Genomic DNA, 21,107 nt, shown 5'->3' with positions numbered 1-21,107 from the left:
CCCTCCTACATCCGGGCGCAACAGTCTACCCCAATTTAAGTCAAATTTCCCGCACATATTTAATAAAGGAATACGCGTAAAGATTACTGTGATCTGCTTCAAAGTCTTCCCGATGCTCTTCTTTCCAATCGCTCAAATCAAACTCCGGGAACCAGGTATCGCCGTTGAAAGACTGGTGGATTCGAGTGATATAGAGTTTTGTCGCCCGCTCGATGGTTTGCTGGTACAGGCTTGCGCCCCCGATCAGCATGACCTCGTCATCGTCATGGGCCAGTGACATTGCAGCCTCGATACTGTCGGCGATCTCACAACCCGGGGCATTAAAATCTGCATTTCGTGTAATAACAATATTGCGTCGCCCGGGGAGTGGTTTACCGATTGATTCAAAAGTCTTGCGCCCCATGACAACAGGTTTCCCCATTGTGGTGCGCTTGAAATATGCGAGATCGGCTGGCAGGTGCCAGGGCAAGCTGTTGTTACGGCCGATCAGGTGGTTCTCGTCCATCGCGACGATCAGGGAAAGAATCTTCATGGTGTGCAGGCTCTACTGAGTTTGGCAAAATCGGAAAGTGCAAGATTCTCGGCCCGCAACCCCGGATCGATGCCACAAGCTATAATGGTTTCACGATCCAGTGTCATTTTCAGTGAATTTGAAATGGTTTTCCTGCGCTGGCCAAAAGCCGACTGCACGATTCCTGAGAAAGTCGCGTAGTCGCCAACATCATGTCGCGGGTGGCTGAGGGGTAGCAGGCGAATCAGGGCCGAATTCACTTTCGGGGGTGGCTTGAAGCAGCCTGGCGCAACATCTAGCAGGTGCTGGCAATCACATTGGTACTGCAACATTACTGAAAGACGGCCGTAGTTCGAGTCACCGGGACTGGCAACGATTCGCGACGCAACTTCCTTTTGCACCATAAAATGCATGTCTCGAATGGCATTGGCCGACTCGAGTAGATGAAACATCAGCGGGGTAGATATGTTGTAGGGTAGATTGCCCACCAGGCGCAAACCAGCTTCGTGCGGGATCGTTAACAGGTCGAATTCAAGGATATCCTCGTTAATGATTTCGAGCTTGCCGAAAGCTGACGCCTGTTTCTCTAACAGGGGCACCAGGTCGCGATCGAGTTCGATCGCAATCAGGGTTTTACAACGCTGCAACAATGGGTAAGTGAGCGCGCCGCGCCCGGGACCTATCTCTACTATGGTTTCGCCCGGCTGCGGGTCGATCGCATGCAGAATGGATTCGATGACGTTCTGATCATGCAGAAAATGTTGTCCGAAGCGTTTACGCGCCCGGGGCATGCTGCTGCTTGCAATGTGCTTGTAAAATTGCCGAATCAATTGCGGCAATGAGGCTGTCGGGTTTTGCCTCGGTTGTACCAGCTAGATCGAGCGCGGTCCCGTGGTCAACCGAGGTTCGTATAATCGGCAATCCCAGTGTGGTGTTAACGGCGTTATGGAAGCCAATATGCTTCAGAACCGGTAGACCCTGGTCATGATACATTGCCACGATCGCATCTGCATCGATCAGCATATGAGGAGTAAACAGTGTATCAGCGGGGAAGGGTCCGCTCAGGTTTATCCCTTCCGACTTTAGCCTTTCCAGTGCAGGGATAATAATTTCGATTTCCTCGCGCCCGAGGAACCCGTTTTCTCCGGCATGGGGATTGAGGCCCGCTACCTTGATGTGCGGTTGCTGAATACCGAAGCGATGCTGTAAATCATGATCGAGAATTTCGATAACCTGCCTGATCGCGGCCTCGTCGATTGCATCGGCGACCTGGCGCAACGGCAAATGTGTTGTCACCAGGGCTACTTTCAGGTCTTCGGCAACCAGCAGCATCACCGGTCTCGGTGAACTGCAGATCTCGGCGAGATACTCGGTATGTCCGGAAAAGGGGATTCCGGCGCGGTTAATGATTTCCTTTTGAACCGGCGCCGTTACCATGGCGTCAAATCGATTGTCGAGGCATGCCTTGCTGGCCGTGTCCAGGAGATGCAGCACGTAAGCTACGTTGGCGGTATCAAGTCGTCCTGGTTGGCAGGGTTGCGCCAGGGGTTGATCAATAACCGCGATCGCGTCAGCGGGAAAAGTACCGGTATCATAATCGACAAACTTGATTTTTGATCCCAGTGCGGCAGCCCGCATTTGCATCATTTCGGAATCACCGATAACCACCAGTTGCGCGTCAAAATTCGCGGGGTCAATTTTTGCAATGATATCCGGGCCGATTCCCGCAGGTTCGCCAGAACTGATTATAATCCGCGTCTCATGCATCGGGTTTCTTGGGATAGACGATATAGGCTTCATCCTTTAAGCGACGTTTCCAGAGATCAAATACTTCGCGCTGTTTCTGTTCGAGTAACTGCGTATATATCTTACGACGTTTGTTTTGTGCAGTTTCATCAACCTCGCGGCGGCCGGTAACTTCGATCAGGTGCCAGCCAAATTGACTGCGGGTCGGTTGACTGATTTCACCCTCTTTGAGTTGTTTGGTTACCGCTTCATATTCCCTGACCGTGGCACCCGGGTCCATCCACCCGATATCGCCTCCATTGGCACCCGAGCCGTAATCAACCGAGTAGAGTTTGGCGAGTCTTGCAAAATCTTCCCCGGCCAGGATCCTGTCGCGGAACTCGAGCAGGCGATTACGTGCCTCATCCTCTGAAACCAGTTCATTGGGCTTGATTAAAATGTGTCGACTGCGTGTCTGCTGGGTTATGGTTTGCTCAAGGTTGCGCCGTTCGTTGAGATGAACTATGTGAAATCCGCTGGCGCTTCGAATCGGCCCCGCGTGGCCGCCGGGCTCCATCGCCAGCACCTGGATTGTAAACAGGCTTGGAATTTCGGCCTTCCTACGCCAGCCCAGGTCGCCCCCTTGCAGGGCAGTGTCCCCGGAAGAGTAAGTATTAGCGAGATGATCGAACCGGGCTCCACGATCGAGTTCCGACAGGATATCCTGGGCGATTTTCTGCGCATCGATAACTTCCTCCGGGGAGGCCGCATCAGGCAACGCGATAAGAATATGGGATATTCGATACTCGTAACTAGCACCTTCTTCCCCGCTCAGTTTCATGAAATCGTCGACTTCGGCATCACTGATCGTTGCATTGCGCTGGCTGTATTGGCGTCTCAATGTCGACAGGGTCAGTTCTCGGCGAACGGTTTCGCGATACTTGTCATAATCCAGTCCATCCGCGATAACCGCGTCCCGAAAGTCGGACAGGCTCATATTGTTCTGGCGTGCTACGCGTTGCATTGCCTGGTTGAGCTGGCCGTCGGTGATCTTGATCCCGCGACGACTGGCTTCCTGTAACAACAGCGAGTCGTTGATCAGGGCTTCGAGAACCTGTCGCTCCAGCACGTCGGACCTGGGGAGGCTTCGATTGGCTCGCTCGAAGTCGTCTTTTACCAGGTCGATCCGGTCCCTCAGCTCACGCTCGGTAATAACGCTTTCATCGACGATGGCGACAATCGAATCCAGGGATACCTGTGCTGCTGTGGCGGTTTGCATAAGCAACAAGATGCCGATGGCCAGTATCATGCGAAAAATGTTCATTTCTTACCTACCTTCATCAGAAGCCCGGGCGATAACCGGGAATCGCTTCAGTTAGCTGCAGGTCAATATCCCGGCCCACCTGGCTCAAACCTTTGAGCGTGAGCTCGAAGTAAATACTGTTATCCGGTTCTGCAAAATCCTCGTCTACATCCGCGGTCTGGCCGGCGAGTATTTTAAGGCCCCAGCAGCAGGATTCATAGTTTATCCCTAACAATTTCTCTACCGGCCGGTCAAATAGCATTGATTGATGATATTTAGCCACCAGGGTCCAGCGTTCATTAACTGGATAGACTATCGAGACCAGGGATTGTTCGAGTTCTTCGTTATCAAAGTAGTAACCAAAATTTGCGACCAGCCCATCGTGACTATAGTTAATCGACAAGTCTCTCTCGGTAAGCTCGCTCTGGTCCTGGTCATAAACCGTACGCGCCGAAACTTTAATCCTGGGATTGGGCCAGATATCCAGTTCACCGATCGCATCGGACTTGGTATCCTCGTCGCGACTGCCATCAAGACTGACGCGGCGATCCTCGGAGTAGAAAATCTGCCCGATGCGCGCATGCAACAGTTCGACGCCGCTGTCAGTGTCGTAAATATGGCTCGCCAGACCAAAGGTTACCTGGGTGGTGTCCCCGATTCGATCCGCGCCAGTGAAGCGGTTGTTTTTAAAAAGGTTGCTATAGGTGCTGCTGCTTAAAGAAGTATCGAAATCAGGAATATCGTTCTGGTCTTCGAAAGGGGTATGGACAACATAGAACCTCGGTTCGAGCGTTTGCAGCCACTGGTTCGAAGAGCCTGCAAGCCGCTCAAAAACCAGACCCGTGTCAATGCTCAAGGTCGGTATGGCACGGTATATCGCGTCATCACCAGGATTATCGTCGAGTTGATAATCGGTGAACGCGAGCTGTAACTCGGGCTTAAAGAAATACCAGCTTTGTGAGGAGTCCCAGATAAGTGAAGTGACGATATGGCTACGGGTACCGATAACGTTTTCATCTCGATCGAAGCGCGTGATTTCGATATCGATGGGCGTTTGCAGGTCCTCGATCCAAAGTTCAGGTTGCGCGCTAAGGGTGAGGCTCGGCAAGCGACGATAAGGGCGACTCACGATCGCGGTAGTTTCGTCGATCGTCTGGTAATCCTGCCACAGTAATTTGGTGTTCCAGACCTCGCCGGCGCGCGCGAAGCTAACGTGGCGTTCCAGGTGCAGGACGTCTTTGTACTCGGGCGCGATACTCGCGAAATCATCGAAAAAGTCTTTATCTGAAACCTCGGCCAGCAGTAACTCTGCGTTGACGTCATAACCAAATTTCGATTGATGTTGCCATTTTTGGAACCAGCGTGACCTGTCGAGTTCTTCATCATCGAGATAGGACAAATCCAGCTCCCCCCAATTGGATTCAAACAGGTAACGGTTTTCCGTATTGAGCTGCAACCCGAGTTTTCCCCACGAGGCAGGGGTAATGGTCATGTCGTAATTCGGCGCGATATTCCAGTAAATGGGAACGACAAGGTTGGTACCATTGGTTTCGTCGTAGCCGATTGTTGGAGCGAGAATGCCCGACATACGGCGATCGTCAATTGGGAACTGGAAGTATGGCAAATACAGAAAGGGAACCTCTTGAAAATAGATCAAGGTGTGTGTCGCACTGCCGCGACCGCTTTCGTCGTCGATCTCCAATTCAGTCGCGCGCAGGTGCCAGTCGCGGTCATTTGGGTCACAGGAAGTGTAGGTAAGTTTGGTGAATCGGCTGCGATAGCGGTCTAGCTTCTCTATTTTGTGAGCTTCTCCGCGCGCGTGGCGACCCGTTAACTCGAATTCCGGCTGGGCAAACGTAGCGCGATCATTCTGATTATCGATTTGAACACTTGAGCTTCGCAGGCGATAGTTTGGGTCTGCAAATTCCACTTCTCCAGTGGCGCTGATTTGCTCGGTTGCCTTGTTGAACAGCATTTCATTTGCGCTTATTTTCTGTTGTGCGCGGGTGATGCTGACATCGCCCGTGAGCCGGATCAAATCGCTGTCTTCGCCGACGACACTTTGCGCCTCAATCAGGGTTTCATCGGATGATGTGGTTTCGGCAGGTAGATAACTGAACGACGGAATATGACAAAGATCCCAGTCTTCTGCCGATAAGCCGGGCCGGGTGAAAAGCGCGGGTAGCAAACCTGCGATAAGTAGGTAATGTGGGCGCAGCAAGTTGAACCAGAAAATAATTACATTCTGTCACATTATCCGGTCCCGGTTAATCCCAGCTTAACAAATTTGCGGGAATCGACTGACAGGTCTCACCGAGGTGGCTATCTTCTAAAGAAGATAATTTTGGTTTTACGAGCCTGCGGCCTTGAAGATCTCGGTATCGGGATGAAACGCGAACCAGGCGAACCAGAAGCCCTGGATACTTGCGATCGCCTGGCCATCGGCATTGGTGACAGTGATACTGCGATTTGCCGTATCCCAGTCGAAGTTGAAGCGCTTGCCATTGACGGTATCGCTGAACTGGGATTTACCCTGCTTGTCGAGTTCAACGAATGGATAGGCCTTGTAGACCCCGTCGACACCGAGTCCAACCACGATTTCCTTGGGATGGTAGTAATCCGGTGCCTCGTTGTTGACTGCAAAGTAAGTGTACCTGGACTCCTCGTAGCCGGCGTAGGGATCGCGCTGATAATCACGGGAGAATCCGGTGTCGTCGGACAGCACCATCGTCTCCGGATGCTGTTCGAGCCAGTCTCGCCAGGTCGTGTGGCTGATGGGTATGGCGGTGAGCGATTTGCCAACCCGTTTACCCGATACGGATTTTCCCAGTATCTGGGACCACAGCGATTCGGTATCGCGGTCGTATAACAGGACGTCACTGTTGTAGAGTAATCCTGAAACCCCGAAATCGGTTGGTTGGCCGTCGATGGTTGCATCGAACGCAACCGCGGTTCCACATAGCGGACAGTAAGTGATCGCGAATCGTTGACCATCAATTTCATCGTTGACAATTTCGTGCCAGTTCAGAATGGCGATCGGGTAAGCACGTGACTGGTTTTTCAGGGTAATTCCGACAACCCGGTCGGTGGGTTCAAGGTATTCCGCATCCAGCGCCGCGATCAGCTTCGGATCGGATAATGCAGGGATGCCATCGCGTGGCGGTCCACCGTGCAAGATCTCGTCTCGTGGCAACGTGGCATTTGACAAATCAAAACCGTTCGAGGGACCGGCGGAAATGGCAAACTTATACACCACGACTCCCAGTAATATTCCGACGAGTGCCAGTATCCTGGTCTTCTTTGACGGCATTAAGCGCATGTCAGTCTCCTGGTCTTGGCCGATAGATATTCGAGTCGGAATTACGCGAATAATTCAGTTATTTTACCCGTCATGGTCGAAATTGCAGTATCTTGACTAGCCCGGGCATTCTAAATTAGGCTGCGATTGGTATATAACCTTAATAAAACCTGAGGAGCAACCATGAAATCGAGAGCCGCGGTCGCGTGGGAACCGAAAAAACCACTTGAATTAGAAGAAGTTGAAGTCGAAGGCCCGCGCGAGGGCGAAGTCCTGCTCAAGGTGCACGCGAGCGGTGTCTGTCATACTGACGCGTTCACACTCTCGGGTGAGGATCCGGAAGGCGCATTTCCGGCAATTCTGGGCCATGAGGGTGGCTGCGAGGTCATGGAGTGCGGTCCCGGAGTTAAGAATTTGAAAGCAGGCGATCATGTTATCCCGCTTTACATTCCCGAATGCGGTGAGCCGGGTTGCACCTACTGCAGCTCGGATAAAACCAACCTGTGCCAGTCGATTGCCGGCACCGTATGGACCGGTTTCATGCCAGACGGTACCCGCCGTTTTTCACAAAATGGCAAAGACCTTTACCACTACATGGGGTGTTCAACTTTTTCCGAGTATACCGTGGTGCCCGAAATAGCACTCGCCAGGATCAACAAGGCAGCACCGCTCGACAAGGCCTGCCTGCTGGGTTGTGGCGTCACGACCGGCATCGGTGCGGTACTGAATACGGCAAAGGTGCAACCCGGCTCGTCGGTAGCGGTGTTTGGTCTCGGTACGGTCGGCCTGTCGGCGGTACAGGGTGCAATGATGGCAAAGGCCGAGCGCATCATTGCGGTTGATATCAATCCTGAAAAATGGGAAATGGCAAAGTCGCTCGGCGCTACTGATTTTATCAATCCAAAAGAGGTGGATGGTTCTTTACCCGAGTACATCCAGGAAATAACCGGTGGCGGCGTCGATTATTCCTTCGAGTGTATCGGTAACGTCAACGTCATGCGCGATGCGCTCGAATGCACGCATATGGGCTGGGGGACTTCAACCATTATTGGCGTTGCCGGTGCCGGCGAAGAAATCAGGACGCGGCCCTTTAACCTGGTTGTCGGACGGCGCTGGATTGGAACTGCATTCGGCGGTGTCAAGGGACGCACCGAGTTGCCGGGTATGGTCGATCAGTACATGGACGGCACCATCGAGCTCGACAGCCTGGTGACCCATACCATGCCATTGGAGGAAATCAATACCGCTTTCGATCTGATGCATGAAGGTAAAAGCATTAAATCCGTAATCCTGTTTTGATGCTCGCTCGACATGAAAGAAATTGAAAGTATTAAGGAGAGCGGCGGTTACCTGAACCGCTATACCCACTCATCGAGCAGCTGCCAGTGCGAGATGATATTCTCGGTTTACCTGCCGCCGAAATCGCGGGACGAAAAAGTACCGGCGCTTTACTGGCTTTCGGGACTAACCTGCACCGATGACAATGCACGCACCAAGGGAGGATTCCAGCGTTTTGCCGCACAACACGGCATTGCTATCGTGTTCCCCGACACCAGTCCGCGCGGCGATGATGTTGCCGACGAACCCGAACGCTACGATCTTGGGCAGGGCGCCGGTTTTTATGTCAACGCAACGCAAGGCCCCTGGTCGCCGCACTACCAGATGTATGCTTATGTGACGCATGAATTACCGGCCCTGATCGAAGCCAATTTGCCATTGATACCCGGTGTCAAGTCAGTCACCGGGCATTCCATGGGTGGACACGGTGCCCTGATATGCGCACTAAAAAACCCGGCCGAGTTTCGCTCGGTGTCAGCCTTTGCACCGATCGCAAATCCGGTTTACTGCGGCTGGGGAAAGGGTTGTTTCGGGGCTTACCTGGGCGACGATACCTCGGCCTGGGAAAATTACGACGCAACCTGCCTGGTGCAAAGTGGAGCGCGGGTTAGCGATATCCTGATTGACCAGGGGGATGCCGATGAATTCCTGCACGAGGGGCAGCTGTTACCCGATAATTTCCAGGCAGCTTGCGACGCCGTGGGACAGCCGGTAAATATACGTATGCAGCCCGGCTATGATCACAGCTATCACTTTATCGCCAGCTTCATCGAAGAACATTTCGACTACCACGCAAAGTTCCTGAAGTAACCATCGTCCCGTATACTGGGCGCTCGTTTCACGCGCAATTGTTTGGACTGGATTCGGACTTTCGCCGTAATGACGCAGATACCTGTCATCCCGCGGCTCGACCCGATGCGTCGGTCCGGTGGGATCCAGGTCATCAACTGCCTCGACGCGTAATTGCGATGCCGAGCATAATCAACGACAGTGAAATCACGGTTTGTAGATTGATTGTGTCGGCAAAATACAGCCCACTCCAGATAACGCCAAACAGGGGCACCAGGTAGCCTACCAATGACATGAAGACGGCACCGTTGGCACGAATGATGAAAAAGCGCACCGTGAATGCGAGTGCAGTCGCGATGACGCCCAGGTAGACCAGTGCGATAACAGATGAACTGGCGACTTCAGCGGGTAATGGATCTTCTAGCAGAAATGCCAGCGGTACCAGGTAAAGGCTGGCACCGGTCATGGTTACGGCCGAGGTTGAAATCATCGGTAGATGCGTCAGGCGTCGAGCAATTACCGCCGAAGTCGCGTAACTGCAGCCTGCTGTCATGACTGCGATCTGTCCCCACAGGTTTCCCGCGCCCGATTCGATCAGGTCCCAGAACACCAGTACCAGAACCCCGACGAAACCTACGGCAACACCCATCACGCGGGATATATTGATGCGTTCGTCCTGGCTGGTGAAATGCGACAGTAGCAGGGACACAAAAGTGCCCATCGCTACCAGGATGGCGGACTCGGCACTGCTGATAAATTGCTGCCCCCAGCTGATCAAAAAGAATGGCACCGCGCTGTTGAGGAATCCAACCACAAAAATAAGACGCCAGATGTGCAATCCACGCGGAAACTGCTGGCCGATTACAGCTGCGATAACCAGTAACACGAGGGCGCCCAGCGAAACGCGCCAGGCCGCAATGCTGACCGGCTCAAAATCATTCAGCGCAATCGACACGAACAGGAATGCACCACCCCAGATTGCCCCGACGAACAGGAGTTTCGAGACATCGAAAGGTGTAGGGCGACGTATGGTTGTCAGCACGAACCGGATCTGGAGGTGAAAAATAGCTGGCGAGTGTAACCGAGCCATTCTCCCGGGGACAGTGGTGATGCTGTTTAATCCAACCGAGTCGAATGCATGTCAGCACTACCGGCTCGATTCAACGGCATCGCGATTCCGTTTGCATCGATTGATGCGATCGCAAGAGACCACCGGCAGATGAACCTGGTACTCAAAATTCACTCCGAGATACAGTAAACTGTCGTAATGACAGATTTTGATGCCAGCAAAGTAGCGGAAATCCACCAGCACCTGCATAGTCATCTGCCTTCCGAATCGGCGCTGCGCGTCAAGGCGCTGGAGACGCTGCTGGTGGACAAGGGCCTGGTCAATCCGCAAACCATCGACGCCTGGGTCGAAGCCTATACCGAGGAAATCGGTCCCAGGCGCGGCGCCCGGGTTGTGGCAAAAGCCTGGTGCGACCCGGAATACAAGGCCCGGCTGCTGCGCGATGCGCCCGCCGCGATCGATGAGCTTGGATTTCTCGGTAAAGCGACCGCGCATTTGAAAGTGGTTGAAAATACCGATGAGGTTCACAACCTGGTGGTGTGCACGCTGTGCTCCTGTTATCCATTCTCGATACTGGGCATCGCGCCCCCGTGGTACAAGGTGGCGGCTTATCGCTCCCGGGCGGTGCGGGATCCGCGCGGAGTGCTGCTAGAGTTTGGTGTCGATATCGACGTCGATGTCGAGATTCACGTCTGGGACAGCACCGCGGAGCTGCGCTACCTGGTATTACCGCAGCGCCCCCCGGGTACCGAGGATATGAGCGAGGATGAACTGGCTGCGCTGGTATCGCGCAATTCGATGATTGGCACTGACCGGGAATTGGGTGTAAAGATCGAGGGTGGCAGCTAATGGATGGCATTCATGATCTGGGCGGTAAGCAGGGCTATGGCCCAATCGATGTCGATGATGATGAAAGACCTTTTCACGAAGACTGGGAAGGTCGAGAGTGGGGAATTGCACAATGTGCGCGAACCCCGGGTATTACCATTGACTGGTGGCGGCATTGCCGTGAACTGATTATGCCCGACGACTACCTCGGCCGGCCGTATTTCGATTCCTGGGCGCAGACCGATTTCTCGACTTATATCGAGGCGGGATGGATTTCGCTGGAGGAAATAAATGCTGGCAAATCAATCACCAAAGAATCTGATTACAGCGAGCCGGCAGCGGCGATGACGCTACAGCAGGTACTGCAGGAAGATCATGCCCATGCCGTTCGCTTCGATGACGAAATCGAAACTCCGCCTTTGTTTGCCGTCGGGCAGCAGGTGATGACTTCCCGCCATGGAAACAGCGGTCACACCCGCTTGCCACAGTATGCGAGGGACCGGCGGGGAACGGTGCACGCTTACCACGGTGCGCACGTGTTTCCGGACCTGTCAGCGCAAGGCGAGGAAATTCACCAGCACTGCTATAGCGTCATGTTCGAGGCGTCGGAGCTCTGGCCGGAAGCGAAGTGGAGCCAGGATAAAGTCTTCCTCGATCTCTGGGAAAATTATCTGGTCGAGGCCTGACGATGGGTGATTCGAAATCGACATTACTGAAACCTCTCGCCAGCGTCGACGGGCAACCGGCGTTCGATGAACCGTGGCAGGCTGAAGCCCTGGCGATTGCCGATACCCTGGTGCAATACGGGATGTTCAGTGCAAGCGCCTGGTCTGACGCCCTTGGGGCGGCTTTAACGCAGGCTCAATCCGGCGCCGCTACCGATGACCAGTCAACCTACTATCAGTGTGTTTTGATCGCGCTCGAGCGGCTGGTGGCAGAGCATAGTGAAATCGATCAGCAGGCAATGTCGGGTAAACGCGAAGACTGGGAACAGGCCTACCTGTCGACCCCTCACGGGCAACCGGTAAAACTCAAAACTGACCCACGGGCCTAACTCGAAATAACGCGTATTAACGAATCCTCGAAATGTTCCAGCGTCAGGTAGAGGCCGATCCCGGCCACCATGGCGCCTGCCAGGCGCGGCTGCAGTGCTCGTGGGTGCGAGACCTTCCATAGCATCATGCAAAACAGGCCCGTGGCAACCGCAACTGCAAGCTGGGTGAGACCGAGACCCAGCAGGTAGCCCGTTAACACCTGGAGGCCAAATCCCGCTTCCTGGGTCGCAAGTGATTCCCCGAAAGCAGCGCCGTGAAATAGCCCGAAACCGGCAAAGGCGATCAGAACCGTCGATAGACCAAATCGATGTCCGCTCAGCAACATTGAGCCGAGCACCAGCAGCGATAATGCTATCATCAATTCCGTCGCCGGCACCGGGGCCCATAGCGCGGTCACCACGCAACCGACGAGCATGGTAAGGATGTAGGCCAGCGGGGCGAGCAATCGTCGGCCTGTAAGTATCGCTGCGATCCCGACCAGCATGACAAAGAATAAATGGTCAAATCCGAGTAGGGGATGTCCGACACCGGACAGAAATCCATCTGTGAAGGATTCCATCGGCATGCCGGCAAGCGGGTGGTGGGCCAGCGCTTGTGTGGCAAGCAGCAACAGGCTCCCCGTGACGATCATTTTTTGCATTGAAGTTCCTCCCCGGCTCAATTATTGCAAATTTTAGGCCGTTTATTGTTGGGTGCGCAGCGGCGAGTGCTGAACCAACAGCACCGTCAGCAACGGAGCAATGACGCCGATCGATGCCACGACGATCAGGAGCCACCCGAGTTCGCTATAGTCGGCCGTGGTCTGAATCGCATCAGTCACGCGGTCGCGAACCTCGCGCGTGATGGTATAAATTTCGTTCATGTACCGGGTTCCAAGGCTTGCCGCCGAAAGCGCCAGGTTGGTGAATGATGCCATGACCGCGAAAAATGTGGCTTTCAGGTGTGCGGGTGCGTTCTTGGCAATCCAGGCCAGCATCGGGATCATGGCTATCTGGCCGAGCGGTGATTCGATTGCAGTATCGATAATGGCGATAAAGCGAGCATCGACCACACCTCCGGTTCGTGCAGCGGTCCATTCGTGTACGCCATAGTAAAGTCCGATATTCGGAAGCGACAGGATGCCCGCGGCGATGGTCAGCAGGACGACAACATAGGCGATCGAACGCTTTGCCATCATTGGGCGCAACACTACCATTCCGACCAGCGTGAGCATGGACGCGATCAGCGACAGTACCGAGAAAAATTGCTGGTCAAAATCGAGTACATCGATTTCAAACCATCCGGCTCCTGGGCCGGGAAGAGGGACCGCGCGAAATACGAAAATAATCACCGCGGTGCCGATCAGCATGTTGCGCTGCTCGGGTTTGAGTTCAAGCAGCAATCGATACATCAGGAACAGGACGATTGTCATCGAACCGATGAATATTATCTCCTGTGCGAACGGGATTTCGCTGACGCCCATGCTGACTGTGAACACGGCAAAAACCAGGCTGCCGCCGAGAATCCACCAGTTGGGCCGGGTCTCACCGGCAGGGGCGAACAGTAATTTATCGATGCTGGTATGGTCGTGGCCTTGTGCTTCCAACTGTCGTGCGCGCTGGCGCAACAGTATCCTGCCGAGGATAACACCCATAATCGATATGATGGGAATGATCAAAGCCAGTAGGTAGATATCCGCGTAGATCTCGACCTTCATTTCTTCTGACATGTTCTCCACGCCCTCGAACATCGTGATGTTCAATGCGGCGACCGCAATCAGACCGCCGATGATCGCGACCCGGCCGAGGGTCTGCATCGTGGTGTGCATGGTCTTGATATCGCTTTCCGGGTAAGCGTTACCGTCTTCGTCTATCGTCGGCACGGCTTCCACCGTCATCGCGTCCGCGACCACGTCCTGCACCACGTAACCGGTCGGCGCCAGGATGGTTGCAATGACGAACCAGGCTTCGACTTTGATGAACTCGGCCATCGTCGCCGTATGCGCGATGATGCCATACATGATTAAAATACTGAGCGCAATCAGGCTGGCGCCGATGTAAACCAGCAAGGCCTTGCGTCGCCAGATCAGGTCAACCAGGTGACCGATTGGCATTTTTAAAGTCCATGGAATACCCGCCCAGAACGCCAGTCCGGCGAGAAAGGCCGCGGACAGGTCGAGATACTCCTTGATGAAAAATGTCCCGACGATCGAGGTCAGGCCCGAAACGCCAGCCGCCAGGTATACCATCAATGGGGGCAGGTAAGACCAGCGGAACTGCCGCCCAAGATCAAGAAAGGTGTTGTCGAACCAGCGCCAAACCGGATTATCGGTCATAAATTCCACGCGTTGAATGAAGCCGAAACCTATTATCACATGCTAAAAATCCGACGCAAATCAACTAAACAGGCTGAAACCGGCTTAAAGTTAAGCAAAATAGGGTACAGGTTGAATCAATGTCAGGTCCCTTCATTCACGATATCGACCCGATATTTGCCGAGGTTGGAGGATTTTACCTCTGGTGGTACGGCGCCAGTTACAGTCTTGGATTCCTGGTCGGTTTTATCTGGCTGCGCGCCAATCGAACAGTCCTCGCGTTTGACATGGATGATGTCTTCAGGCTGATCATATATATTGCCTTCGGCGTGCTGCTTGGCGGCCGTGCGGTCGAAGTCATTTTTTACGAATGGGCTTATTACGGTTCGCATCTTGCGCACATACCCGCAATCTGGCTGGGCGGGATGTCGACCCACGGTATCCTGCTCGGCGCAACCATCGCCGTGATTTTATTCTGCAAACTGCATCGTCGAAATTTTCTCGAGGTTGCCGATGTGCTGGCGATTGCGGCGGCATTCATCATGGCGTTTGGTCGCATCGGAAACTTCATCGATGGACAAATCGTAGGCAGCCTCACCGACATGCCATGGGGAGTCAAGTTTCCCGATCTAAACGGCTTTCGACATCCGGTGGTACTCTATGACGGGCTAAAAAACCTGCTGCTGGTGCCCTTGTTGCTGCTCATCAAAAAAACGAATCCTCCGCGCGGGGTATTGGTCGGTCACTTTATTTTATGGTATGGCTTTCTGCGTATTTTTATCGATTTCTTTCGCGAGTATCGCTCCAGTTTGTACGGTCTTCCGCCGGGACAGGAATTCAATATCCTGATGACCATAATAGGAATCGGACTGTTAGTCTGGTGTTACCGCCGGGAAAAAGAGCCGTCACAAGCGAACGCACCTCATGTCGATCGGCGGGCGCCGGGTGCTGAATCCATGAGTGGGCTTTTGATAAAAAAGCTGATGTTCGTCGTACTGTTAATACTGCCGACCATAATTCCAAGCGACTGGACCCAGGATGTACCGGCACGATACGGCGATCGTCACCCTGGAATGGCCCATTCGAAGATCTATCCGGAAATACCCGCAGGTTCGACAGACTAGCGGCAGGATCTGGTCTGAGGTTGGCGAGCTGTCTACCGCAAATCCAGGCGTTGTCAGATCGAACAGGGCAGGCGCATCTGCGGACATTGAATCGGGCGCTGCGCCTGCTTCCACCACAGCGGGTTGCTGGCCTGGGCGATGATTTCGTTATGATCGCGGTATTCCTGCTGCTGGATAAAACCCCAGGCCTTGGCTTTGGGCGCGTGGATAAACAGGCTCCAGCACTCGGAATTCTCGGGGATATTGACGCGATGAAAAACTTCACCCGAGATTAAATTGAAACATCCAGCATGCAGCCAGCGGCTCTGCAAGGCATTGCCTGCTTTCGCGTCGAGCATGCGTGTCTCCTCGTAGCCACCACTCAGGACAAGTGAGATCGCGCGTTTCCAGGGGTGATTATGTAGCCCCCGGCCTGGATCACTGGCAACGAAGCGATGCAGATATACCTGGTATCCCAGCGGCAGTCGCAGCAAGTGGTAGCGCTCGAGGTAGGGTTGGTCGTCGGGTCCGTTTATGACGCGGCAACGACAATAGGCCGACAGTCGATACAGTAAAAATTTTAACCAGGGCATTTCGTTTTCCTTTTTCCGATCGTGGTATTATCCAGAAGCATGTGGCTCATAAGGTGAGCCAGCAAGAAAAAGGGTATTATCTATGGACCGAACCGAACGTTTTCACCTGATTGACCAGATGTTGTGCAACCAGCGCGTGGTCACTCGCAGCCAGTTTCTCGATGCGCTCGAGGTATCGCCCGCAACTTTCAAACGTGACCTCGAGTACCTGCGCGACCGGCTTGCGGCACCCATCGTCTGGGATCGCGAGCGACGCGGCTATTGCTATGAACAGGGTGACGGAGATGCCCAGTTTCAACTGCCCGGTTTATGGTTCAATACCAGCGAGATCCAGGCATTGCTGACCATGGATGCATTGCTCGAAAACCTGCAGCCCGGGGTGTTGTCAAATCACATCGAGCCCTTGCGCTCACGTATTCGCATGCTGCTCGATGACGGTGATCACAGTGTCGACGAAATCTCGCACCGTATCCGCATTATCCCGCTGGCCGCGAAAGCGTATCGCAGCGAGAATTTCCAGGTTCTGTGCCAGGCGTTGCTGTCGAGAAAATGCGTCGATATGACCTACTATAGCCGGCCTGCTGACAGCAGCAGCGAGCGACGTGTGTCACCGCAACGACTGATCTACTATCGTGACAACTGGTATCTCGATGCCTGGTGTCATTTACGGAGCGGTTTACGCAGTTTTTCGATCGATGCCATCCAGGTGCTGCAGATTACCGGCGAGCCGTCAATCGAGGTCGACGAGACTGAGCTCAACCGCGAACTGGAGAGTGGTTACGGCATTTTCTCCGGTGCCAGAACCCGCGAGGCAGTGCTGCGCTTCAGCCCGCAGTTGGCGCGCTGGGTCTCACGTGAAACCTGGCACCCGGACCAGCAGAGCGAATTCGATGGTGAAGGGTATTATATTTTGCGCCTGCCCTATAGCCAGGATACCGAACTGGTGATGGATATTTTAAAACACGGGGCCGAGGTCGAGGTGCTGGCACCGCCCGAATTGAAGGCGCGGGTAAAACAGCGCATCGTTGCGATGCAGGCGCTCTACGCCGAAGCCTGAGACGGCTACCAGAGCGAGAGTTCGATATTGTCGAGCAGACGCGTTTGACCCAGAGCCGCGGTCACGAGGATTACCAGGTCCCGATCCTCCGGCGTTGCCGGTAGCAGGGTTTCGGCGTTACAGATGGTAAAGTAATCGATTTTGAAACCGGCCTTGTCGAGAATGGAAATCGCCGTCTCCTGCAGTTTTACGAAATCGCGTTCACCCGCGTCGATCTGCTGCGCGGTCTGCTGCAGGGTCTTGAAAATCAGCGCGGCTTTTTCAATTTGCGCCTCGTCCAGGTACTGGTTGCGCGAGCTGGTCGCAAGCCCCGAGGCCTCGCGCGTGGTTTCCTGACCGATAATCTGCACGTCAATGTTGAAATCATCGACCATCTTGCTGATAACGCGGTATTGCTGGAAATCTTTCTTGCCGAACACCGACACATCGGGCTTGACAATGTTGAACAGCTTCAGCACCACGGTCGCAACCCCGGTAAAATGCCCCGGCCGGTGCGCACCCTCGTAGTGATCGGTCAGGTCGGTAACCTGGACCTGGCTGATCTTGTCGAGCCCGTCGGGGTAGAGTTCCGACGCGGTTGGCAGGTAAACCAGGTCGCAACCGATCGCCTTGAGCAATTCAAGGTCCTGGTCGAGGCTTCGCGGATAGTGGTCCCAGTCCTCGTTTGGTCCGAATTGCATCGGGTTGACGAAAATGCTGCAGATGCTGCGATCGCAGAGTGACTGGCCTTTTTCGATCAGGGACATGTGCCCGGCATGCAGGTTGCCCATGGTCGGAATGAAAGCGATCGACTGGTCGTGATCTTTCCAGTGCTGTACATATTGCTGCAATTCGGTGACGCTGGTGGCCTGGTACATGCGCGTATCTCAGGTGAAGCTGTGGGACTCGTCCGGGAACTTGCCGTTTTTGACCTCGCCGACATAACACGCGATCGCCTCCTGGATGCTGGACTGATCCTGCATGAAATTCTTGGAGAAGCGGGGCTTTTTACCCGCGGTTACGTTGAGCACATCCTGCAGTACCAGGATTTGTCCATCGACATCGGTGCCAGCGCCGATCCCGATCACCGGGATTTCGAGCGTAGCAGTAATTTCGGCTGCAAGGGTGGCAGGAACGCATTCGAGCAGCAGGATATCGGCACCTGCGCCCTGCAGATCGACCGCGGTGGCAAGCATTTGTGCCGCCGCACCCTCGGCCTTGCCCTGCACGCGATAACCACCCATCTTGTGCACCATTTGCGGCTGCAGCCCGAGGTGTGCACAGGTGGCGATCCCGAAGTGGGCCAGGTTTTCGACGATCGGGAGTTGCGATTCCCAGCCCTCGAGCTTGACCACCTGGGCCTCGGTTTGCTTGATCAATTCGCTGGCGTGATCGAGCGCCTGTTGCGGCGAGTTGAGCGAGCCGAACGGCATGTCGAGCATCAGCATCGCGTTCTGTAACCCGGCGGCGACCGCCTTGCCGTGATACTTGATATCATCCAGCGTTACCGGAATGGTCGTCTCGTGGCCCTGGATCACCATCCCCAGTGAATCCCCCACCAGCACGACCTCGACTCCACATTCCTCGAGCAGGCGCGCAAAACTGTAGTCATAAGCGGTCAGGCAGGCAAACTTCTCACCTTGTTGTTTGAGCTGTTTCAGGTGCGGTATCGTGATCCTGTCTTCGAGTGGTTTAGGGGTATACATGATGCCCGGGCTCGCTAGAGGGCGAATGATGACTGATTGAAATAGTGACGTCCAGAATGGATATTACTAATTTTTTCGAGTATTGCCGCGTAGTCATCGGGATTATTGATCAGATCTGTAGACTCGGTATTAACGGTGAGTAGTGCACTGTCATCGTAGTCATAAAAAAAGCGGGTGTAGGATTCTGACAGGCGCATCAGATAGTCATCGCGAATCTGCTGTTCGTAATCGATTCCGCGTCGCGCGATGCGTTGGCGCAGCGTCTCCACGGGTGCCTGCAGGTAAATCACCAGGTCGGGCTTTGGTGCATCAAGCGTCAGGTGCGTATAGATTTTCTGGTAAAGCGCAAGCTCGTCGCTACTGAGCGTCATCTGCGCAAACAGTCTGTCCTTGTCGACCATGAAATCGGCAATGTAGGATCCATGAAACATGTCGGCCTGGCGGAAATCCTGTACCTGTTGTGCGCGCTGTAACAGGAAATGTAGCTGTGCCGATAACGCATATTGACGGGGATTGTGATAAAAGTTGGCGAGGAACGGGTTCTCCTCGGGTTTCTCCAGCAGTAACTCGCTTTCAAATTCATCGGCCAGCTTGCTGGCAAGACTGGTCTTGCCAACCCCGATCGGGCCCTCGACCACAATGTAGCGAAACCGTTCAGTCACGCGAATTTACCAGCTTTTCGAGCGAGATTGCAGGGGCATTATCGATAAGATAACTCAAACTACCGTATCCCGGAATAAATCGGTCGCCATCGATCTCAAACATCGGTTCGAGGACGAATAATCGCTGCGCAAACTGTGGATGCGGAATAACCAGGTGACTGTCGTCGATACTGCGATCGCCGAACAGGATTATATCCAGGTCGAGGGTGCGCGGCGCCCAGCGTTCTTCCTGCTCGCGGCGGCGATAATAGGCGTATTCAATGGCCTGCATTTCGAGCAGTAATTCGATCGGCTCGAGGCTGGTATCGAGCAGCACAACGGCGTTGATATAGTCATCCTGCGGAATATCGCCGATCGCTTCGCTGCGATACAGCGACGAACTCGCGCGCAGACTGCAATGGCTGATATTACCCAGCGCGATCATGGCCTGCTCAACGATGGTCGATGAATCGCCGATGTTGCTCCCCAACCCAATGAAAACTTCTTCAGCCGGCATTGCGTCTTTGCCGTCTTCGTGGTTGCTGTGTTTTTTTTCGTGACGGCTCGGCGACAACCTCGTGTTTGCTTTGGAAATCAGTCCACCAGTGACTGAGCCGATGCGGGAACAATCCGACCATCGCCTGTATGCACATGAAATCATAGGCCGCACGAAACACCGGATAGGCCAGCAGGCGCATTGGTTGTTTGCCCTGGGTGCGATGAAAACGCGGCTGCGAAGTCCAGATATCGCGCGCCATCTGGCTAAAGCGTCGCGGTATCGAAACGTGGCGCACCTGGCGTTTCATAACGGTTTCGCCGACCTGGGCCAGTGCGCCTATCATTTTCTGTCGGTCCGGCTGCATCCGGATTGCCTGTTGCTGTACTACCGGCCATAGCAGGATCGCGAAAATAAAACCGGGTGATACCGATTGACCGGTGTTAACACGGTTATCGGTATTAACCAGCGCCTGGTCGATAAAGTCGAGCATCGATTCGCTGGGTTCTTCCTGCAACCACTCGTCCAGGGCGGGCACCAGGTATTTTAGCAGTCGGTACTCGCGCAGCAGCTCAAACACACGCACAGCCTTACCCGAGTGAAACAGCTTGATCACTTCATCGAACATCCGTGCCGGTGGAATGACCGCGAGCAGGTGGCCGTATTCGTAAATTTCACTCGCAGCTGATTCTTCAATCGAAAAATCGAGCTTGGCCGCAAATCTCACCGCGCGCAGCATGCGCACCGGATCTTCCTGGTAACGCGTTGCCGCGTCACCGATCAGGCGCAATTGCCGGTCTTCGATATCCTGTAATCCACCGACGTAATCGAGCACCGAGTAATCATGGATATCGTAGTAGAGGGCATTGACGGTAAAGTCCCGACGCAGCGCATCTTCCTCGATATCGCCGAAGGTATTATCACGTAAAATGCGCCCGTGACGATCGAGTTCAGTTTTGGGTGAATCCTCGTCATGGGCTCGAAACGTTGCGACTTCGATGATGTCTCTGCCGAAGCGGATGTGGACCAGTCGGAAACGACGCCCGATGATGCGGCTATTTTTAAACAGTGCACGCACTTCCTCCGGCGTGGCATCGGTGGCCACGTCAAAATCCTTGGGCTGCATCTTGAGCAGCAGGTCGCGTACACCCCCGCCCACCAGGCAGGCTCTATGGCCTGACTTGGACAACCGATAAAGCACCTTGAGTGCGGAATCGGATATCGATTTTCTTGAAATAGCGTGCTGGTTCCGGGATATAACGACTAACTTGTCTGAACTCGCCTCTCTGTGCTTCACTCGGTTTTTCGATCCTGTAGAATGTC

22 protein-coding genes are annotated in these 21,107 nt (G+C 54.1%); 7 read left to right on the top strand and 15 right to left on the bottom strand.

All coding sequences use genetic code 11. From position 1 onward, the window contains the following. Positions 1 to 40 precede the first annotated feature (40 nt). The 6 genes from folA to OES20_04095 all read right to left on the bottom strand — a co-directional run bounded on the left by folA (position 41) and on the right by OES20_04095 (position 6,858). Positions 41 to 532: a type 3 dihydrofolate reductase gene (gene folA / locus OES20_04120; protein ID MDH3633872.1), complete on the bottom strand. Its 492-nt coding sequence runs from the start codon at positions 530 to 532 to the stop codon at positions 41 to 43. Beyond that, entirely contained in the window at positions 529 to 1,302 is a 774-nt protein-coding gene (gene rsmA / locus OES20_04115) for a 16S rRNA (adenine(1518)-N(6)/adenine(1519)-N(6))-dimethyltransferase RsmA (protein MDH3633871.1), read from the bottom strand. The genes folA and rsmA overlap by 4 nt, the downstream gene beginning before the upstream one ends. After that, entirely contained in the window at positions 1,286 to 2,278 is a 993-nt protein-coding gene (gene pdxA, locus OES20_04110) for a 4-hydroxythreonine-4-phosphate dehydrogenase PdxA (GenBank protein ID MDH3633870.1), read from the bottom strand. The genes rsmA and pdxA overlap by 17 nt, the downstream gene beginning before the upstream one ends. Beyond that, positions 2,271 to 3,560, bottom strand: a complete 1,290-nt coding sequence (locus OES20_04105) for a peptidylprolyl isomerase (protein ID MDH3633869.1) — start codon at positions 3,558 to 3,560, stop codon at positions 2,271 to 2,273. The genes pdxA and OES20_04105 overlap by 8 nt, the downstream gene beginning before the upstream one ends. A 16-nt stretch (positions 3,561 to 3,576) precedes the next feature. Beyond that, positions 3,577 to 5,760, bottom strand: coding sequence for an LPS-assembly protein LptD (locus tag OES20_04100; GenBank protein ID MDH3633868.1), 2,184 nt, complete (start codon positions 5,758 to 5,760; stop codon positions 3,577 to 3,579). A 129-nt stretch (positions 5,761 to 5,889) separates the two neighbouring features. Then, the gene (locus OES20_04095; GenBank protein ID MDH3633867.1) at positions 5,890 to 6,858 is read right to left on the bottom strand and encodes a DUF3179 domain-containing protein; all 969 of its coding nucleotides are present in this window, start codon (positions 6,856 to 6,858) and stop codon (positions 5,890 to 5,892) included. A 162-nt stretch (positions 6,859 to 7,020) separates the two neighbouring features. Between OES20_04095 and OES20_04090 the strand changes: the two genes are divergently transcribed. Both OES20_04090 and fghA read left to right on the top strand, forming a co-directional pair. After that, on the top strand, positions 7,021 to 8,136 hold the full coding sequence (locus OES20_04090; GenBank protein ID MDH3633866.1) for an S-(hydroxymethyl)glutathione dehydrogenase/class III alcohol dehydrogenase: 1,116 nt from the start codon (positions 7,021 to 7,023) through the stop codon (positions 8,134 to 8,136). A 12-nt stretch (positions 8,137 to 8,148) separates the two neighbouring features. Continuing rightward, the gene (gene fghA, locus OES20_04085) at positions 8,149 to 8,985 is read left to right on the top strand and encodes an S-formylglutathione hydrolase (protein MDH3633865.1); all 837 of its coding nucleotides are present in this window, start codon (positions 8,149 to 8,151) and stop codon (positions 8,983 to 8,985) included. Between the two features lie 133 nt (positions 8,986 to 9,118). Here the strand turns inward: fghA and OES20_04080 are convergent, their stop codons facing one another. Next, complete coding sequence (locus OES20_04080) at positions 9,119 to 10,006, bottom strand: DMT family transporter (protein MDH3633864.1); 888 nt, start codon at positions 10,004 to 10,006, stop codon at positions 9,119 to 9,121. 225 nt (positions 10,007 to 10,231) lie between these two features. Here OES20_04080 and nthA point away from each other — a divergent pair, with 225 nt between their 5' ends. From nthA to OES20_04065, 3 genes are read left to right on the top strand one after another with little or no spacing between them, the layout of a single operon-like run. Next, positions 10,232 to 10,882, top strand: coding sequence for a nitrile hydratase subunit alpha (gene nthA / locus OES20_04075; protein ID MDH3633863.1), 651 nt, complete (start codon positions 10,232 to 10,234; stop codon positions 10,880 to 10,882). After that, on the top strand, positions 10,882 to 11,547 hold the full coding sequence (gene nthB / locus OES20_04070) for a nitrile hydratase subunit beta (protein ID MDH3633862.1): 666 nt from the start codon (positions 10,882 to 10,884) through the stop codon (positions 11,545 to 11,547). The genes nthA and nthB overlap by 1 nt, the downstream gene beginning before the upstream one ends. A 2-nt stretch (positions 11,548 to 11,549) precedes the next feature. Further along, the gene (locus tag OES20_04065) at positions 11,550 to 11,915 is read left to right on the top strand and encodes a nitrile hydratase accessory protein (GenBank protein ID MDH3633861.1); all 366 of its coding nucleotides are present in this window, start codon (positions 11,550 to 11,552) and stop codon (positions 11,913 to 11,915) included. Here the strand turns inward: OES20_04065 and OES20_04060 are convergent. Both OES20_04060 and OES20_04055 read right to left on the bottom strand, forming a co-directional pair. After that, positions 11,912 to 12,556 (bottom strand): HupE/UreJ family protein, encoded by a 645-nt coding sequence (locus OES20_04060; GenBank protein ID MDH3633860.1) that lies wholly within the window; start codon positions 12,554 to 12,556, stop codon positions 11,912 to 11,914. The genes OES20_04065 and OES20_04060 overlap by 4 nt on opposite strands. 42 nt (positions 12,557 to 12,598) lie before the next feature. After that, the gene (locus OES20_04055; protein ID MDH3633859.1) at positions 12,599 to 14,230 is read right to left on the bottom strand and encodes a hypothetical protein; all 1,632 of its coding nucleotides are present in this window, start codon (positions 14,228 to 14,230) and stop codon (positions 12,599 to 12,601) included. A 119-nt stretch (positions 14,231 to 14,349) separates the two neighbouring features. On the opposite strand from OES20_04055, the gene lgt reads away from it, so the two are divergent. Next, the gene (gene lgt, locus OES20_04050) at positions 14,350 to 15,333 is read left to right on the top strand and encodes a prolipoprotein diacylglyceryl transferase (protein ID MDH3633858.1); all 984 of its coding nucleotides are present in this window, start codon (positions 14,350 to 14,352) and stop codon (positions 15,331 to 15,333) included. A 53-nt stretch (positions 15,334 to 15,386) separates the two neighbouring features. Here lgt and OES20_04045 read toward each other — a convergent pair whose 3' ends face one another. After that, the gene (locus OES20_04045; protein ID MDH3633857.1) at positions 15,387 to 15,905 is read right to left on the bottom strand and encodes a hypothetical protein; all 519 of its coding nucleotides are present in this window, start codon (positions 15,903 to 15,905) and stop codon (positions 15,387 to 15,389) included. Between the two features lie 82 nt (positions 15,906 to 15,987). On the opposite strand from OES20_04045, the gene OES20_04040 reads away from it, so the two are divergent. Then, on the top strand, positions 15,988 to 16,962 hold the full coding sequence (locus OES20_04040) for a YafY family transcriptional regulator (GenBank protein ID MDH3633856.1): 975 nt from the start codon (positions 15,988 to 15,990) through the stop codon (positions 16,960 to 16,962). 5 nt (positions 16,963 to 16,967) lie between these two features. On the opposite strand, the gene panC is transcribed toward OES20_04040, so the two are convergent. Genes panC through pcnB form a run of 5 tightly spaced genes read right to left on the bottom strand, consistent with a single transcriptional unit; the run spans position 16,968 to position 21,081 of the window. After that, positions 16,968 to 17,819, bottom strand: a complete 852-nt coding sequence (gene panC, locus OES20_04035; GenBank protein ID MDH3633855.1) for a pantoate--beta-alanine ligase — start codon at positions 17,817 to 17,819, stop codon at positions 16,968 to 16,970. A 9-nt stretch (positions 17,820 to 17,828) separates the two neighbouring features. Continuing rightward, positions 17,829 to 18,647, bottom strand: coding sequence for a 3-methyl-2-oxobutanoate hydroxymethyltransferase (gene panB, locus OES20_04030; GenBank protein MDH3633854.1), 819 nt, complete (start codon positions 18,645 to 18,647; stop codon positions 17,829 to 17,831). 14 nt (positions 18,648 to 18,661) lie between these two features. Continuing rightward, positions 18,662 to 19,309, bottom strand: a complete 648-nt coding sequence (locus tag OES20_04025; protein MDH3633853.1) for a deoxynucleoside kinase — start codon at positions 19,307 to 19,309, stop codon at positions 18,662 to 18,664. Then, a complete protein-coding gene (folK, locus tag OES20_04020; GenBank protein ID MDH3633852.1) occupies positions 19,302 to 19,805 on the bottom strand; it encodes a 2-amino-4-hydroxy-6-hydroxymethyldihydropteridine diphosphokinase in 504 nt (167 codons plus the stop codon). Before folK ends, OES20_04025 begins: the two co-directional genes overlap by 8 nt. Continuing rightward, positions 19,795 to 21,081 (bottom strand): polynucleotide adenylyltransferase PcnB, encoded by a 1,287-nt coding sequence (gene pcnB, locus OES20_04015; GenBank protein ID MDH3633851.1) that lies wholly within the window; start codon positions 21,079 to 21,081, stop codon positions 19,795 to 19,797. The genes folK and pcnB overlap by 11 nt, the downstream gene beginning before the upstream one ends. Between the last annotated feature and the right edge of the window lie 26 nt (positions 21,082 to 21,107).

The sequence above is a fragment of the Gammaproteobacteria bacterium genome, from assembly GCA_029862005.1.
Lineage (GTDB): Bacteria > Pseudomonadota > Gammaproteobacteria.
Note: the sequence above shows the minus strand (reverse complement) of the source record. Positions and strands in the feature narration are given on the sequence as shown.

Excerpts from the sequence above, each read along its gene's own strand:
- folA (MDH3633872.1), bottom strand. The coding sequence starts at position 532 with ATGAAGATTCTTTCCCTGATCGTCGCGATGGACGAGAACCACCTGATC.
- rsmA (MDH3633871.1), bottom strand. The coding sequence starts at position 1,302 with ATGCCCCGGGCGCGTAAACGCTTCGGACAACATTTTCTGCATGATCAG.
- pdxA (MDH3633870.1), bottom strand. The coding sequence starts at position 2,278 with ATGCATGAGACGCGGATTATAATCAGTTCTGGCGAACCTGCGGGAATC.
- OES20_04105 (MDH3633869.1), bottom strand. The coding sequence starts at position 3,560 with ATGAACATTTTTCGCATGATACTGGCCATCGGCATCTTGTTGCTTATG.
- OES20_04095 (MDH3633867.1), bottom strand. The coding sequence starts at position 6,858 with ATGCGCTTAATGCCGTCAAAGAAGACCAGGATACTGGCACTCGTCGGA.
- OES20_04090 (MDH3633866.1), top strand. The coding sequence starts at position 7,021 with ATGAAATCGAGAGCCGCGGTCGCGTGGGAACCGAAAAAACCACTTGAA.
- fghA (MDH3633865.1), top strand. The coding sequence starts at position 8,149 with ATGAAAGAAATTGAAAGTATTAAGGAGAGCGGCGGTTACCTGAACCGC.
- nthA (MDH3633863.1), top strand. The coding sequence starts at position 10,232 with ATGACAGATTTTGATGCCAGCAAAGTAGCGGAAATCCACCAGCACCTG.
- nthB (MDH3633862.1), top strand. The coding sequence starts at position 10,882 with ATGGATGGCATTCATGATCTGGGCGGTAAGCAGGGCTATGGCCCAATC.
- OES20_04065 (MDH3633861.1), top strand. The coding sequence starts at position 11,550 with ATGGGTGATTCGAAATCGACATTACTGAAACCTCTCGCCAGCGTCGAC.
- OES20_04060 (MDH3633860.1), bottom strand. The coding sequence starts at position 12,556 with ATGCAAAAAATGATCGTCACGGGGAGCCTGTTGCTGCTTGCCACACAA.
- OES20_04055 (MDH3633859.1), bottom strand. The coding sequence starts at position 14,230 with ATGACCGATAATCCGGTTTGGCGCTGGTTCGACAACACCTTTCTTGAT.
- lgt (MDH3633858.1), top strand. The coding sequence starts at position 14,350 with ATGTCAGGTCCCTTCATTCACGATATCGACCCGATATTTGCCGAGGTT.
- OES20_04045 (MDH3633857.1), bottom strand. The coding sequence starts at position 15,905 with ATGCCCTGGTTAAAATTTTTACTGTATCGACTGTCGGCCTATTGTCGT.
- OES20_04040 (MDH3633856.1), top strand. The coding sequence starts at position 15,988 with ATGGACCGAACCGAACGTTTTCACCTGATTGACCAGATGTTGTGCAAC.
- panC (MDH3633855.1), bottom strand. The coding sequence starts at position 17,819 with ATGTACCAGGCCACCAGCGTCACCGAATTGCAGCAATATGTACAGCAC.
- panB (MDH3633854.1), bottom strand. The coding sequence starts at position 18,647 with ATGTATACCCCTAAACCACTCGAAGACAGGATCACGATACCGCACCTG.
- folK (MDH3633852.1), bottom strand. The coding sequence starts at position 19,805 with ATGCCGGCTGAAGAAGTTTTCATTGGGTTGGGGAGCAACATCGGCGAT.